The sequence below is a fragment of the Saccharopolyspora cebuensis genome, assembly GCF_039542665.1.
GTDB lineage: Bacteria > Actinomycetota > Actinomycetes > Mycobacteriales > Pseudonocardiaceae > Saccharopolyspora > Saccharopolyspora cebuensis.
This window is the reverse complement of record NZ_BAABII010000003.1, coordinates 557,593-573,722: the sequence shown is the minus strand read 5'-3', so window position 1 is coordinate 573,722 and position 16,130 is coordinate 557,593. Positions and strand designations below refer to the sequence as shown.

Genomic DNA, 16,130 nt, shown 5'->3' with positions numbered 1-16,130 from the left:
CCGCCCGGTCAGCCCACCGAGGTCAGCCCGGCGCGCACCGGCTCGTCGCGGGGCGCGATCCCGGACAGGTCGGCGACGGTGAGCGTGCGGGACGCCGCGGTCCGGGCGAGGTGCCGGGAGAACCGGTGGGCGGCGTGCGCGGTCGGCTCGGCCGATCGCGCGAGGTGGTCGCGCACCGCCGCGCACACCTCGTCGGGCACCTCGTGGCCGCGCTCCCGCAGGTACCGCACGGCGATCGCCGCCAGGTCGGCGGCGGAGTAGGTGCCGACCTCCCAGCGCAGCGCGAAGCACTCCCGCAGCTTCGGCACCCGCGCGAACACCGCGTCGAGGGCGGACCGCGTGCCGGTGAGGACCACCACCAGGTCGTCCGCGTCGCCGCGCAGCGCGGCCAGCAGCGCCTCGGCCTCCTCCTGCTGGGCGGCCTCGGCAGCGTCGGCGTCGACCACCAGCACCCCGCCCCGGGCGTCCTCGACGGCCTTGCGCACCAGGCTCTCGGCCTGGCCCGGCCACTGCGGGCTCAGGTCCTCGCCCAGCGCGACCCGCACCAGCTGGCCGACGGCGACCAGGCCGAGCTCGGCGAGCCCTTGGGCGTAGAGCCGGGCCAGCTCGGTGCGCCCGCTGCCGCGCGCGCCGAGCAGCACCGCGTTGCCGTGCCCGCCGACGGCGCGGCGCTGGTTGCGCCGCTCGCACAACCCCACCAGCGCCGTGCCGATCGCGTTGCGGGGCCCGTCCAGCCCGCTGAGCTCGGCGAGCCGCCGCCAGGTGCGGGTGGCGTGCAGCGCCGAGCGCGGATCCGCCGCCGCGTCGGGCTCGTCCGAGACCGCCGGGAGCTGTTCGAGCTGCGCGGTCTGCGGGGTGATGTCCTGGGCGGTCAGCCTGCTCAGGTCCGAATCCCGCGCCGGCGGCTGCTGCGCCAGCCGGGAGGCCTGGAGGCTGATCATCTCCTCGAACAGCTTGCGCGCCACGCGGCCGTTGCCGAAGGTCTCGCCCTTCGGCACCCGGGTGAAGTAGTTGATCAGCTCCTCGACCGCGTCGTCGGTGAGCTCGTAGTAGTGCTTGCGGCAGAGGTTGCTGGTGATGGTGACCAGCTCCTCGACGCTGTAGTTCGGGAATTCGATGGTCCGGGTGAAGCGGGAGGCCATCCCGGGGTTGGACTCCAGGAACCGCTGCATCAGCTCGGAGTAGCCCGCCACGATGACCACCAGCTCGTCGCGGTGGTCCTCCATCATCTTCATCAGCGTGTCCACGGCCTCCTGGCCGAAGTCCGGGCCGACGCCGCCGGTCTGCGCGGTGAGGGTGTAGGCCTCGTCGATGAACAGCACCCCACCGATGGCCTGGTTCACCAGCTCGGTGGTCTTGATCGCGGTGGAGCCGATGTACTGGCCCACCAGGTCGGCCCGGGACGCCTCGATCATGTGGCCCCGGGACAGGATGCCGAGCTCGCCGAGGACCGCGCCGTAGAGCCGGGCCACGGTGGTCTTGCCGGTGCCGGGCGGGCCGGCGAAGACCAGGTGCCTGCTGATCGGCGGCATCGGCAGGCCCTTCTCCTGCCGCACCTGGGACATCCGGATCAGGTTGATCAGGTTCCGGACCTCCTGCTTGACCCCGGTCAGGCCGATGAGCTCGTCGAGGTCGGCCAGCGGCCCGCTCAGGTCCGCGCCGCTGTAGCCGCGCAGCGAGTCGTCCTGCTCCGGCTGGGCCTCGGTGCGCGGGACCTCCAGCTCCGGCGCACCGCCGCTGCCCGGGTCGGTGATCAGGTCCCGCACGGTGATCCGCGCGTCGTTCTCCGGCCGGTGGACCGCGACGCCACCGCTGCCCTTGACCACGCAGTCGCGCACCGACACCGGCTCGGCGGTGTCCAGGTGCGCACCGTCGCGGGCGCTGTCGACCACCTCGCACGCGTCCAGTTCGGCGCTGCCCCCGGCGGTCACGTGCACGCCGTGCCCGCCCGCCGCGCGGATCCGGCACCGGACCGCCGCCAGCGACCCGCCGCCGGCCACCAGCAGGCCGTCGGCGACCGCGTCGACGACCTCGCTGTCGGTCAGCGCGACCTCGCCGTCCGCGCGCAGCCCGCCGCCGCGCAGCAGCGCCGAGGTCAGCTCCGCCCGGCCGCCGCCGAGCAGCACCGCGGCCTCGGCGCCGGTGGTGATCCGGGCATCGGTGAGCACGGCCCGGGCGGACTCGGCCGACTCCAGCGCGGCGGTCGAGCCGGTCTCGATCGACACGTCGTCGAACACGGTCTCGCCGGTGCCCGCGAGCAGCACGCCGGACCCCGACTCCGCGGTGGCCCGGAACCCTGTCAGCCGGGTGGTCGCGGCGGAGGACAGCCGCGCGATCGCCTCGGTCGACCCGCGCACCGACGTCCCCTCGAACACCGGGGCCGCCTCGGCGTCCACCACGATCCCCAGCGCGGAATCCTCGACGGTGCACCCGACCAGCCGGGGCGCGGCCCGCCCGGTCACCTGGACCCCGCAGCGCGCGGCGGCGAACGTGCAGCCCCGCAGCACCGGCTGCGCGCCTTCGGCGATGTGCGCGGCCTGGCCCGCCGCCCCGGAGAACCGGGAGTCGACGATCTCCACCGACGTCCCGCCGGTCAGGTACAGGTCGACGTTCGCGCCGTCGCGCACCTCCAGCTCGGTGGCCCGGAAGCCGCCCTGCTGCTCCACGACGATCGCGGGCTTGGCGGCCTCGGTGATGGTCCCGCCTTCGAGCACGCACCGGCCCCGGCCGTTGACGCAGATCCCGTTGCCGCCGGGGGCGCGCACCGCGATCCGGCGCAGGGTCAGCGCACCGTCCTCGCCGATCACCGCCGCCGAGGAGGTGACGTCGACGACCTCGGTGTCCTCCACCGTGCTCGGCGCGGCGGAGGTGATCACGATGCCCGCGCCGCTGCTGCTGGTCACCCGGCAGCCCCGCGCGGCCAGCGAACCCCGGCCCCGGGTCAGCAGGGCCGCCCACGAAGCACCCTCGATGCGGCAGCCGTCGAGGGCGACCTCGCCGCGCCGCACGTCCACCGCCGGGTAGCGGGAATCGTCGCCGATCAGCACCAGCCCGCGGAGCTGGGCGCCCTCCCCGTCGGCCACCAGCGCGCTGCCCTCGGCGGCGCGCACCTCGACGGTGCCCGCACCGCCCTCGGCGACCAGGTTGACCGTGCGGTCGACGACCAGGTTCTCCTCGTACCGGCCGGGCCGGATGCTGATCGTGGCGCCGTCCTCGGCCGCCGCGAGCGCGGCCCCGATCGACCCGAAGGCGCCGCCCTGCCCCACCACCAGCATTTCGCCGTTCATCGACCGTCCCCTCGTCGCGCTGTCCTCGTCCTCCGCACCGGCACGTCCGGCTACACCAGCCCCGGCAGCGCGCCGAACCGGGCGCGCGCCGCCTCGCCGACGACGCCGCTGGAGCGGCCCGCGGCCCACCGCTCCACGCAGCGCCGCAGCGAGGTCCCGGCCAGCTCGTCCAGCGCGGCGCGCGCGGTCACCCGGCCCTCCTCGTCCACCTCGGAGTGCGCCAGCTCGCGGAGCAGGATCCGCCCCCGCTCCCCCTCGGCACCCGGCTCGACGAGCTCCAGGACCTTGAAGTTGGTGCCCGGCGCGAACACCACGCGGTGGTCCACCCGGTCGGCGCCGTCGAGTTCGAGCAGCTTGGTGCGCCGGGCCGTCATCGACCAGACCAGCACGTCGACCTCGCCCCCCTGCTCCGCGCCGGGCTCGGTCAGGGCGTGCGTGAAGCCCCACTCGGTGACGAGCTGCCGCTTCCGGTAGAGCTCCCAGTGCTCCGTGGACGGCGAGGCCGGGAACACCGTGGCCCCCCGGTGCGAGGGCAGGGTGCTCAACCCGGAGACCACGCAGCGGGCGAAGGGCACGTGCGGGCCGTTCGCGCCGGTCCGCAGCGCGGTGTCGACCGCCGCGCCGTGCGCCTGGAGGTACAGCCGCACGGCCACGGTGTCGGTCAGCACGTCGGACGAGGAGCGGGCGTCGTTCTGGAAACCCGGGTGCTCGCTGATGATCCGGGACACCGAGTGCGCGGTGGCGTCGAACTCGCGGCTGAGCGACTTGCGCAGCCAGGCGCGTTCCTCGGCGATGCCGGTGCCGGGCAGCAATGCCGAGGCCCCGGGCTGCGGCACGGGCTGCGCGCGCGGCGCCGGGGTCGGCGCGGGCCGCTCCTCGGCAGCCCGCGCTCCCGGTTCGGCCCGCGCTTCCGGTTCGGCCCGGGGTTCCGGTTCGGATCGGGGTTCCGGCTCGGGCACGGCTTCCGGCTCCGGCCGGGACGGCGGCTCGGCGGGGGCGCCGGGCGGCTCCGCCGGGGCGCCGATGTCGGGGACCGGGGAGCTCTCCAACCGGAGTGGCATGGCCGACGCGGGTTCGTCGCCGGTCGCGGGCGGCGCGGTGCGTTCCGGCGGTGCGGTGGTCTCCGGCGGTGCGGCTGCCTCCGGCGGGGCGGCGGGTTGCGGCGGTGCGGCTGCCTCCGGCGGCGCGGTGGTTCCGGCGGGCGGTGGGACGTCGAGGGCCGGAGTTCCGGGCGCGGGCCCCGGGCTCGCGGACACCGGGCTCGCGGTCGGCCCGGCCGAGGGCGCCTCGACCGGCGGGGGCGCGTCGACGGCCGGGGCGAAGACGTCGGTGATGGCCTCCGGCGGCGCGGCGGCGGACCCCGCCGCCGGGGCGTCGGGGGCAGGTGCCGCGCCCAGGGCGCCCCCGGCCGGGCCGGTGACGCGCACCGCGCCCCGGCCCGCCTCCGAGGCGGGCGCGATCCGGCAGCGGACCCGGGTGGCCGGGTCCAACCGGGCCAGCACGTCCTCGGCGAGCCGGCGCATCCGGGCGGCGCGGCGCTCGTCGACGGCGTCGTAGGACAGCACGTTGACCTCCGCGCTGCCCGGCTCGGCGCGCACCGCGTCGGCGTTCTGCGCTCCCTCCGGCGGACGCACCCACAGCCCCGACTGCACGACCTCCAGGACCGCGTCCGGGGTGTACCAGTACACCGCCGGGGCGACCTGCTCCAGGCCGGCGAACGGGGCGCGGTGGCTCAGCAGCACCGGGGCGTCCTGGTGCGCGGCGTGCCCGCGGGGCGCGTAGCCGAGCTCGCGGGCGAAGGCGTGCCAGCCCAGCTCGCCGTCCGGGAGCATGGTGTAGACGTCCGGTGCGAAGCGCGAACCGACCGGCATCCCGCTGTAGCAGACGACCTTGGTGTGCAGCAGGTCCGCGAGGGCCTGCCCGAGCGCGTCGCCCTCGGGCAGGTGCACCGGTCCGTACTGGACGAAGCGCACCCGGTCCCGCAGCGCGGGGTCCAGCCGGCGCCAGAACCGCGCCACGTCGTCGAGCGAGAGCGCGGGCGCGCCGGGGCAGCCCAGCACGATGGTGAGCACCTCCGGCTGGCACGGCATCCCGCGCGTCAGCCGGTCCCAGTGCCCGCCGGTGCGCGCATCCCGGACCGCCGGGTGGATCCACACCCCGCCGGGGATCGGTTCGGCGACGCCGACGGAGCTGGTCGGCCACGGCTCGACCACGCCGGCGTCCCACATCGGCCGGGGGAACCGCTTGGCCTCCCACTCCGGCGCCTTGCCGGGCCGGAACCGGACCCAGCCGCTGCCCTTGCCGGAGTGCACGAACAGCGTCCCGCCGGTCCCCCGGAAGATCACCCCGTCCGGGGCCACCACGGTGCGGCCGAGGCGCTCGGAGAGCCACTGCCCGGCCAGCGCGGTGGCCTCCCGGGAGCGCCCGCCCAGCACCAGCCGGACGCCGCGCCGGTGCCGGGGCAGCAGCGCGGCGACCGAGTCCCACGCCGAGATCGGCAGGTCACCGGGCAGGTCGACGACCACCATGTCGTGCTCGGTGTCCGGGGCCACCGACAGCGCCATCTCCTGCGCCTCGGGGGTCATCCGGCGCTCGGGGGACACCACGAGGGCGTTGCCCACGGTCTGCTTCATCAGCGGGACGTCGGGCTCGTCGCGGCGGCGCCTGGTCAGCGCGGGCATCAGCTCACCTTCCCGCCCGCGCCCACCGCCGCCCGGCTGAGCACCGGGCCGGTCGGCAGGGTGGCGAGCAGCTCGTTCGAGATCGGGCGCACCGCCGCGGCGCCGAGGCCGAGGGACCGGATCGACTCGTCGTCCGGCATCAGGTGCTTGGTTCCCTGGTCGGTGATGAGGTAGCGGTCGGGCACCCGCTGGCCGGGCGGGACCGGCACCGCGCCGACCACCAGCCCGGAGCCCGGCGGCACGTGGATCGAGCCGCCCGGGGCGCTCGCCTGCCGGGCCGGGGCGAGCACGACCTCGCTGCGCACCTGGTCGCCCGCCGGGGACTGCCGCAGGCACAGCGCGTCGCCGCTGCCGTGCGGGCGGGCGCCACCGAGGTCGGGCAGCCGGTCGAGCAGCGAACGGTCGGCCGAGCGGGGTGCCGCGGCGACCGCGGCGGCGTCGAGCACCACCGGGTCCGCGGCCCCGGGGCGGGCGGCCTGGAGCGCGAACTCGGTACGGCCGACCGGCGCGAGGCCGTCCGGCAGCAGCACGAACCGCTGCGGCTCGGCACCGGGGACCGGCTGCTCGAAGAGCTGCCCCACCGGGTGCGCGGTACCGCCGACCGCGGTGCTGCCCGCGCCCTCGACCGGCGCCGCCTGGAGCACCGGCCCGGCCGGCACCGCGTCGAGCCACCACGGCGGTGCGGTCGCCGGGCGGGTGTTGGCGATGCCCAGCGCGACCGCCACCGACGGGTCCGCCATCCGGTGCTTGCGCCCCTGCCACAGCAGGTACTCGGTGCCGTCCACCGACCGCACCGGCAGGTAGGTGTCGGCGGGCGGCGCGGCCGAGGCGGCGGCCGGGTCGAAGTCGAGGTTGACGCTGCCGTCCTGACCGGCGCTCGGCAGGCAGACCAGCCAGCGCGAACCGACCATCCCCGCCGCCGGGGGCAGCGTCTGCGGAGCGCCGGGGATGCCGATCGGCGCCCCGCGCGGGGCGCCCTCCAGGGACGCCCGCGAGATCGATTCCACGGTGGAGCCCGGACCTTGCAGCAGCTTCGCCGAGGCGTAGTTCAGCGTCGGGTGCAGCACCCCGCCGACGTTGGCGAACCGGGTGCCGGTCTCCTCCTCCACCACGATCGCGCCCTGCGCCTTCCACTTCTCGTTGCCGCCGGGCACGAAGATCCCGTAGACGCCGAACCCGACGCCGATCAGGATCGTGAGCACCAGCCCGATGATCAGCCCGGTCTTCGCCCGCCTGGCGGGGACCTCCGCGCTGGCCGGGTCGCCGAGCACCAGCGCCGAGCTCATCCGGTTCATCAGGAACTGGTAGGCGTGGACGTGGTCCCGCTGGGTCTGCACGGCTCACCCGGCCAATCCGCGCGCCCAGGCGTAGAGCCCGAGGAGCTGGAACAGCAGCGGCAGCACCGCGATGGCGGTGACGGTGTCGAAGACGTTGGCCAGGTGGCCCCAGATCGGCAGCATCCGCCGGTTCAGCGGGCGCAGCGCGGCCAGCACCAGGCCCACCAGCACCAGCAGCACGCCGAGGACCAGCACCGCGCGCCACCCCGGGGTGAACGTCCGCGCGAAGTGCAGCACCACCAGGCCCAGCCCGACCGTCCCGGCCACCGCCAGCGACACCCGCTGCCACATCCCGAGCAGCGCGCGGGTGCGCAGCAGCACCGCGCTCGCCAGCACGCCGGTCAGCGTCCAGGTGACCCAGCCGGTCTCGGTCATGATCAGCGGGAAGGCCCCGACGAGCACGGCGGCGGCGCAGACCAGGGCGGCGCTGAGGTAGCGGTCGGCGTTGGTGGTCCGGGTGGCCACGTCCTCGGCCCCGGCGGGGTCGATGTCCTCCTGGAGGTCCTTGGCGTTGCGCGGGAGCTGCGGTCCGCGCAGGAAGGCCGCCCGGATGGTCACCTTGGGCGCGAACACCACGATGCCGAACACGAACGTGGCGGCGATCCCGGCGGTCTGGCCCGGGGTCAGCCCGAAGCCCACCGCCGTCCACACCGCGCCGTGCACCGCGACGGCCAGCAGCAGCGCGGCGAGGAACGGCGTGAACGGGATCCGCCGGTCGGCGAAGCGGTGCAGCACCAGCACCACCGCGGCGGCGAACGCCGCGCTGCCGGTGCCCACCAGCAGGCCGGGCACGGTGGGGACCGCGATCCCGGCAGCCCCGTCGGCGGCGATCAGCCCGGCGATCCCGGCGAAGGCGACCCCGCCCAGCCCGGTGAGCCGGATCATCGCGACGTCCTTGACCTTCTTCGCCAAGGGGGCCGTGGCGGCGGCCAGCAGGACCCCGAGCCCGGCGGCGAACCCGGCGTGCAGGCCGGTCGGTCCCTCGCCGAGCAGCACCAGCGCGACCACCGCGGCGACCGCGCCCGACAACGCCCGGAACAGCGGCGCGGCGTACTCCGGCTTCCACCGGTCCGGGCGCTCCTCGACGTGGGTGGCGATCCCGTCGGCGACGTCGTCGAAGTCCAGCTGCGGCAGCGGGTCGGCGGCCGGGCGGAGGTGCAGCTGCTCGCCCTCCAGCCAGTCCAGCGTCTCCGGGGTGCCGTCCGGGTCCAGCGGCTGCTCGCCGAGCCGCTGCAACACCCAGGAACCCGGGTCGTCGTCGGCGGGCTGGCGCTTGGTGTGGCTGAGCAGCACCGGCATCAGGTCGGCCACCGGGGTGGACACCGGCACCGCCAGGTCGGCCCTGCCGTCCGGGCCGTGCACGGTGACGCGGCACAGCTCCGCGACCCTGGCGCTGGTCATCGGTTCTCCTTCGCGTTCGCGTTCGCCGCCTGGGGGACCAGCGCGGGATCTCCCTCGACCAGGCCGGTCTGGACGAGCTGGATGCCGCGCCGGGTGACGAGCTGGGCGCGGCCGGGGGGCAGCGTCCGCGGGGCCGCTTCCCCGAGGAACTTGCCCTCCTCCTTGGGGTAGGACAGCAGCAGCGCCGGGGTGCCGAGCTCCCAGAGCCGGCGCAGCACCGGGTCCGCCATCGCCCGCATCGCACCGGAGGTGCTCCGCGCGATCACCAGGTGCAGTCCGATGTGGACGCCTTGCGGGAGCATCGGCAGCAGCGGGTCCAGCACCGAACCCATCGAGCCGTTGAGCAGTTCGTAGTCGTCGACGACCAGGAACAGCTCCGGGCCCGTCCACCAGTCCCGCTTGCGCATCCGCTCCGAGGAGATGTCCTGGCCGGGCAACCGCTTGGTCAGCGAGGACACCGTTTGCCCGGCCAGCTCGTGCATGCCGTCGGGGGTGAAGCCGAAGCCGACGTTGTACTCGGCGGGGACCTCCCGGTCGAGGTCGCGCTGGGCGTCGCCGAGCACGATCTTGGCCTCGTCCGGGCCGTAGCGCTGCCGGATCGAGCGCAGCGCCAGGCGCAGCAGGTTGGTCTTGCCGGTCGCGCTGTCGCCGAGCACCATCAGGTGCGGGTGGGTGAAGAAGTCGTGCCACACCGGCTGCAACCGCTGCTCGTCGTGGCCCAGGGCCATCCGGAACTGCTGCTGCGGCGCGGGCAGGTCCGCGGCGAGCAGCCTGGTCGGCAGCATCCGCACCGGTGGCGCGGTGCGCCCCGGCCAGAACGCGCGCATCTCCTCGGCGACCGTCTTGGTCGCCTCCGAGACGTCGCCCGCCTCGGAGCTGCCGTCCAGGCGGGGCAGCGCGGTGAGGAAGTGGTAGCCGTCCGCGGTCATCCCGCGCCCGACCTGGTTCGGCACCGTCGCGGCCTTGCGGTGGCCGATCTCGGACTCCATCGAGTCACCGAGGCGCAGCTCGAACTTGGTGCCCAGCAGGTCGCGCAGCCAGGTGCGGATCTCCGACCACCGGGTCGCCGCGACCACCAGGTGAATGCCGAACGACAGGCCGCGGGAGGCGAGCTCGCCCAACCGCTCCTCCAGGTCGGCGAAGTCCTGCTTGACCGTGAACCAGCCGTCCACCACGAGGAACACGTGCCCGTAGGGGTCGTCGACCTCGCCGCGCTCGCGGGCCTCCAGGTACGCCCCGATCGACTCGAAGCCGCGCTCGGCGAACAGCGCCTCCCGGCGTTCCAGCAGCTGCATCAGCTCGGCGATGGTGCGCACCACCCGGTCGCGCTCCATCCGGGTCGCCACCGTGCCCACGTGCGGCAGCCCGGAGATCGACATCAGCCCGCCACCGCCGAAGTCCAGGCAGTAGAACTGCACCTCCTCCGGGGTGTTGTGCAGCGCCAGGCCGAGCAGCAGGGTGCGCAGCAGCGTGGACTTGCCGGTCTGCGGCGCGCCCGCGATGCCCACGTGCCCCTCCGAACCGGACAGGTCCGCGACCATCAGCTCCCGGAGCTGTTCGTAGGGCCGGTCGATGACGCCGACCGGGATGCGCAGCGGGTGCTGGTCGCGCCCCGGGTTCGCCGACATCCCGCGCTCCGGGTCGGGCACCACGCTCGGCAGCAGGCCGTCCAAGCTCGGCGCCTCGGACAGCGGCGGCAGCCAGATCTGCCGGGCGGGCGGTCCGGCGCCCCGGAGCCGGTCGATGAGGACCTCGACCAAGGACGGCGCGTCCTCACCGGGCTCCGGCTCCGCGCTCGGCTCGGGCTCCTCCCGGTCCTGCTCCACCGCGGCCTGCCGGACCTGGTGCAGGCTCGGGTACGGCTGGGCGCGGAACGCGACGACCTCGGAGAACGCCCGCGCCTCGGCCGTGACCGGCGCCGAGCCCTCGCGCTCCGGGCACGGCCCCGAGACGTAGGCGCCCTTGAACCGCACCAGCGTGCTGGTGTCGATCTTGAGGTAGCCGTTGCCGGGTTCCGACGGGAGCTCGTAGGCCTTGGTCTGGCCGATGACCGCGCGGGACTCCATCGAGGAGAACGTGCGCAGCGCGATCCGGTACGACAGGTGGCCCTCGACGCGGTGGATGCGGCCCTCGTCCAGCCGCTGGGAGGCCAGCAGCAGGTGCACGCCGAGGCTGCGGCCGAGCCGCCCGATGGAGACGAACAGGTCCATGAACTCGGACTTGCTGGCCAGCAGCTCGCTGAACTCGTCGACCACCAGCAGCAGGTCCGGGAACGGCACGAGCTGCGCGCCCCCGGCGCGGGCCTTCTCGTACTCGAACGAGGAGGAGTAGCCGCTGGCCCGCAGCAGCTCCTGGCGGCGCACCAGCTCACCGTTGAGCGCGTCCTGCATCCGGTCGACCAGCGGCAGCTCGTCGGCCAGGTTGGTGATCACCGCCGAGGTGTGCGGCAGCTCGTCCATGCCGAGGAACGTCGCGCCGCCCTTGAAGTCGACCAGCACCAGGTTGAGGATCTCCGAGGAGTGGGTGGCCGCGAGCCCGGCGACCAGGGTCCGCAGCAGCTCGCTCTTCCCCGAACCGGTGGCGCCGATCAGCATGCCGTGCGGGCCCATCCCGCCCTGGGCGGGTTCCTTCAGGTCCAGCTCGACGACCTCGCCGTCGGTGGTCACCCCGATCGGCACCTGCAACCGGGCGCGCTGCGCGGCCCGGGGCCGCCACTGCGCGGGCACGTCGAAGGTGCGCGCATCGCGGATGCCCAGCAGCGTGGTGAGCTCGAAGTCGCTCTCCAGCGGCTGGTCCACCACGTCCACCGAGCCGCTGGTGCGCTTGGGCGCCATCGACCGGGCCAGCACCTCGGCCTGCACCCGGCTGAGCCCGTCGCACCGGGCGGTCCCGGTGGACTCGCCCACCGGGAAGCTCACCTCGCCGTCCTCGACGGTCAGCCGGAGCACCTTGGCCCCGCCCGGCATCCGCCCGGTCAGGTCCAGCAGCACCACGTTGCGCAGCCCGGTGTCGAGCAGCCGCGAGGACTCCGGGATCTCGGTGGAGTGCGCGACCACCACCACGAACGGCTCGACGGTGCCCGGGCGGCTGCTCGGGTCGTGGTCGGGCCGGTCGGTGATGTCCGCGCCGAGCACGTCCATCAGCTCGTCGTGGTCGCTGGCCAGCAGCCGCAGCGGCCCCGCCGGGTCGTGCGCGTCGGGGTGGGCGTTGTGCGGCAGCCACTTGACCCAGTCCCACTCGGGCAGGCTCGGCTCGCCGGTCAGCACCGCCACCCGCAGCTCGTCCGGCGAGTGGAAGGTGACGAGCTGACCGAGGATCGAGCGGACCAGGTCGACCGCGGGCTCCTGCGCCCCGGCGAACTCCACGCTGGTGAAGCTGCGCAGCCCCACCGACATCGGGGTGCCCGACACCGTGCCGTAGGCCTCCTGGAACCGCCGCAGCGAGACCGCCGCGAGCGGTTCCAGGTCCTCGATCGGCTTGGTCGACGGCGCGGTGTACTCCACCGCCGCGGCCTGGGTGCCCAGGCCGATCCGGGCCCGGCCGAAGTCGTCGTGGTTGGCCCGCCGCTCCCACAGCCGCGGGCCGGCGGCGATCGACCACAACCAGGACGGCGCCGGGTTGTTCCACACCACGGCCTGCCGCTGCTGGTCGGCGGATTCCCGGGCCTGCTCCCGCAACTGGCCGATGTAGCGCAGGAAGTCCCGGCGCTCCGAGGCCATCTTCTGCTTGCGGTCGGCAGCGGGACGGGTCATCTGGATGATGATCATGATCACCATCGCGCAGGCCATGGCCCCGCCCATGAGGTACATCATCGACGAGCCGCCCCGCGACGAGACCATCATGATCATCGCCATGGAGCCCATGCCCATCGGCAGGATCATCGCCATGGAGCGGAAGTCGAGCGCCGCCGGTTCCTCCATCACCGGAGGTTCCTGCAGCTCGACCACGCCCTCCGGCATCTCCGGCCCGGCGGCCCTGGGGGGCCGCTTCACCGTGATGGTGCTCATGGTTGCGCCTCGCTCGTGTCGCTCGACCCGGGAAACGGCCTCATCCCAGCACGCCCGGAGGCGGTGCGGAGGTCCGTCCGCCCCACGCAGAGGTATCCCTCACGAGCAGGTCCGAACTGGTGCGCTCCTTCTCCTCCTCTTCCTCCTCCTCGGCCTCGGCCTCGGCTTCCTCCTCGGCGCGCATCGCGGCCAGCTGCTCGCGGGTGTAGTTCGGACCGGCGCACCGCAGGCCCGGCGCCTCCGGCTCGATCTGCTCCCCCTCGGCGAGGTTCGCGCGCCGCCACGTCGCGAAACCGGAGTCGTCCGGCTCCCACGGGGTGCTGTCCCGCAGCACGTGGTCCGCGGCCGGCTCGTCCCGCTCGCGCTCGGCGGACCCGCCCACCGGGGGCGGCACCAGCCACGGCAGCACACCGGGGGCGTCCCAGGCGCTGGTGTCCTTGGTGGACTCGTCCTCCCGGACCACCGGGACCTGGTCCGGCGGCCACTCCGGCTCGGGCGCCCCAGGCTCGTGCGCTGCGGCTTCCGGCGCGGCTTCCGGTGCTGCGCTTTCCGGTGCTGCGGCTTCCGGCGGCGGACCCGCGGCCGGGGCCTCCGGTCGCGGTCCGCCGGGCGTGCCGGGACCGCCGACCGGGGGCAGCACCGGGGGCACGACCGGCACGACACCGGGCATCGGTGCGGGGGCGTCCGCCACCCCGGAACGCTCCGGCGGGACCTCGGTGCCCGGCGCCACCGGATCACCCGCGACCGGACCGGAGCCGGTCCACGGCTCGGCACCCGCGTCGAGCAGGCCCGAGGAGGCCGAGCGCTCGGGCGCACCGGCCACCGGCGGCACCACCGGCGGTGGTGCCAGCTGGACCCAGCTCCCGCCCGCACCGGGCAACTCGGCGGCCGGTGTCTCCACCGGGGGCGTCTCCACCGGGGCGACCGGTGGCGCGTCCAGGCCCGGGCCACCGGGCAGCGCACCCGCCGGGGCCTCCGGATCACCCACGACCGGACCGGAGCCGGTCCACGGCTCGTTCCCGGCGTCGAGCAGACCCGACGAATCCGAGCGCTCGGCACCGCCGCCCTGGCCACCGGCACCCGGCGGCACCATCGGCGGCGGCATCATCGGCATGCCACCGGGCCCGGCCTGTTCCGTCGGCTGCGGCCCGGCGGCCACCGGCGTCTCGGCCGGAGGCTCCTCGGCGACCGGGGACTCCACCGGTGCCTCCACCGGGGGCGTCTCCACCGGGGCGACCGGCGGCGCGTCCAGACCCGGGCCACCGGGCAGCGCACCCGCCGGGGCCGCCGGATCACCCACGACCGGACCGGAGCCGGTCCACGGCTCGTTCCCGGCGTCGAGCAAGCCCGACGAATCCGAGCGCTCCGCGCCACCGCCCTGCCCACCGGCACCCGGCGGCATCATCGGCGGCGGCATCATCGGCATGCGACCGCCCTGCTCGGAGCCCTGCGGCGCGTCCGCACCGGGCGACCACTCCCCCGGCGGGGACACCCCGGGCGGGGTCGCCACCGGCGGCGTCTCGCCGACCGGCGGCGCGTCGCCCACGGGCGGCGAGTCCACGGAGGGAGCGCCCGGCAGCGCACCGCCCGGCGCCTCCGGATCGCCCACGGCGGGACCGGAGCCGAGGGATTCCCACGGCCGGTTCCCGGCGTCGAGCAGACCCGACGAATCCGAGCGCTCCGCGCCACCGCCCTGCCCACCGGCACCCGGCGGCATCATCGGCGGCGGCATCATCGGCATGCCACCGCGGTTGCCGCCGCCGGGCGCCTGCGGCCCATCCGCACCGGGGGACCACTCCCCCGGCGGGGACACCGCGGGCGGGTTTCCGACCGGCGGCGTCTCACCGACCGGCGGCGCGCTGCCGACCGGCGGCGCGTCACCCACCGGCGGGGGCGAGCCCACCGGCGGTGCGCTGCCCACCGGGGGCAGGTCGCCCAACCCGCCGCCGTTCGGCGCCGGAACCTCCGGGACGGACGGCGGGGCGCCGAGATCGGGGGTGTCCGGGGTCGGCGGCGTGGTCACCGGTGGGACGTTGCCCGGCGGCCGGTTCCGGTCGCCGGTCGGCGGCGGCGTGCGCGCACCGCCACCGACCGGCGGCGGCGCCCCGACCGGTGGAGGTGCCCCGACCGGCGGCGGCGTCCCGGTCCCGCCGGGTCCACCGGCGGACGCGGGCGGATCCACCGGGGGCGGGCTGCCCACGGGCGGAGGCGTGTCGACGGCGCTCTTGGTCAGCTCCGGACCGCCAGCGGGCGGTCCCTCACCCACGGGCGGTCCCTCACCGACCGGCGGTCCCTCACCAACCGGCGGTCCCTCACCAACCGGCGGCCCTTCACCCACGGGCGGTCCCTCACCAACCGGCGGCCCTTCACCCACGGGCGGCCCTTCACCCACGGGCGGTCCCTCACCCACGGGCGGTCCCTCACCGACCGGCGGTCCCTCACCCACGGGCGGCCCTTCCGGCGGCCCCTTGACCTCCGGCGGTCCTTCCGGCGGGCCTTTGACCTCCGGCGGCCCCTCCGGCGGTCCTTCCGGTGGACCCTTGACCTCCGGCGGTCCTTCGGGCGGCCCTTCCGGCGGGCCCTCCGGAGGCCCGCCCGGCGGCCCGCCCGGCCCCGGTGGCGGCTCCGGGGTCGCCTTGACGGGGTCGGGGATGTAGGGCCGGCCGTCGTTGGTCACGTTCCAGGTGTAGTTCTCCTGCACCTTCTCGATGACCTGGCGCATCGACTTCGTCATGGCCTCGACCACTTCGGGGTCCTTGCTGACCATGACCAGTTCCTTGCCGTCGCTCATGAACGTGTCGGCGATGCCCCGGTCCAGCGCGAGATCGGCGTAGTACCCGTCGTAGTAGTCGACCGTTTCCCGGCCCCAGGCGAGGAAGTTCGCGTTGTGCCGGAGCGTGGCGCCGATCGAGGGGCTGTCCGAGCCGCCGGCGCCCTCGCTGAGCATCAGGGCGTGCGCCTCGACGGTGTTGGCGAGCGTCTCCATCTTGGCCAGGAACGCCTTCGCGGCTTCGCCCTTCCACGCGCCCTCCGGTCCCGCGGTGGCCTGGGCGTGGGCGCGGAGGCTCTGCGCGACGACCGACAGGGTCTGCTGGGCGTGGTCGAAGTTGTTTGCGGCCTGCGCCAGGGTCATCGGGTCGACGATGTCGAGCGGGTCGACGTCCGCGCTCCCGGAGATGGCCGCGGCACCGAACAGCGCGGCCTTGATCTGCTTCCAGTCCCACGTGGAGAAGTCGTTCGTCCCGCCCTCGGGGGCCTGCCCCTCGGCGTTGCCGACGACGGTGAGGTCGTCGCCCTCGATGGTCTTGGTGTTGCCGTCCTCCGAGCCGTACGTCTGCTCGTGCTCGCTCTTCTCGTCGGCCACGTCCCGCTCCTACCGCCCCTGGTCACCTCGTCGCACCGGGTCAGCCCCGCCAT

6 protein-coding genes are annotated in these 16,130 nt (G+C 75.3%); all 6 read right to left on the bottom strand.

The features are described from left to right. Positions 1–8: 8 nt before the first annotated feature. From ABD976_RS05495 to ABD976_RS05470, 6 genes are read right to left on the bottom strand one after another with little or no spacing between them, the layout of a single operon-like run. Complete coding sequence (locus tag ABD976_RS05495; RefSeq protein ID WP_345358089.1) at positions 9–3,287, bottom strand: right-handed parallel beta-helix repeat-containing protein; 3,279 nt, start codon at positions 3,285–3,287, stop codon at positions 9–11. Between the two features lie 50 nt (positions 3,288–3,337). After that, positions 3,338–5,968, bottom strand: a complete 2,631-nt coding sequence (locus tag ABD976_RS05490) for a hypothetical protein (protein ID WP_345358086.1) — start codon at positions 5,966–5,968, stop codon at positions 3,338–3,340. Continuing rightward, positions 5,968–7,305 carry a type VII secretion protein EccB gene (gene eccB, locus ABD976_RS05485; RefSeq protein ID WP_345358083.1) on the bottom strand — a complete coding sequence of 446 codons (1,338 nt, stop codon included), beginning with the start codon at positions 7,303–7,305 and terminating at the stop codon, positions 5,968–5,970. Before eccB ends, ABD976_RS05490 begins: the two co-directional genes overlap by 1 nt. A gap of 3 nt (positions 7,306–7,308) precedes the next feature. Next, complete coding sequence (eccD, locus tag ABD976_RS05480) at positions 7,309–8,706, bottom strand: type VII secretion integral membrane protein EccD (protein WP_345358080.1); 1,398 nt, start codon at positions 8,704–8,706, stop codon at positions 7,309–7,311. Further along, complete coding sequence (eccCa, locus tag ABD976_RS05475) at positions 8,703–12,713, bottom strand: type VII secretion protein EccCa (RefSeq protein ID WP_345358077.1); 4,011 nt, start codon at positions 12,711–12,713, stop codon at positions 8,703–8,705. The genes eccD and eccCa overlap by 4 nt, the downstream gene beginning before the upstream one ends. A gap of 40 nt (positions 12,714–12,753) precedes the next feature. Further along, positions 12,754–16,077 carry a hypothetical protein gene (locus tag ABD976_RS05470; protein ID WP_345358074.1) on the bottom strand — a complete coding sequence of 1,108 codons (3,324 nt, stop codon included), beginning with the start codon at positions 16,075–16,077 and terminating at the stop codon, positions 12,754–12,756. Positions 16,078–16,130: the final 53 nt, after the last annotated feature.

Coding starts and splice junctions, on each gene's coding strand:
- ABD976_RS05495 (WP_345358089.1), bottom strand. CDS start 3,287: ATGAACGGCGAAATGCTGGTGGTGGGGCAGGGCGGCGCCTTCGGGTCG.
- ABD976_RS05490 (WP_345358086.1), bottom strand. CDS start 5,968: ATGCCCGCGCTGACCAGGCGCCGCCGCGACGAGCCCGACGTCCCGCTG.
- eccD (WP_345358080.1), bottom strand. CDS start 8,706: ATGACCAGCGCCAGGGTCGCGGAGCTGTGCCGCGTCACCGTGCACGGC.
- eccCa (WP_345358077.1), bottom strand. CDS start 12,713: ATGAGCACCATCACGGTGAAGCGGCCCCCCAGGGCCGCCGGGCCGGAG.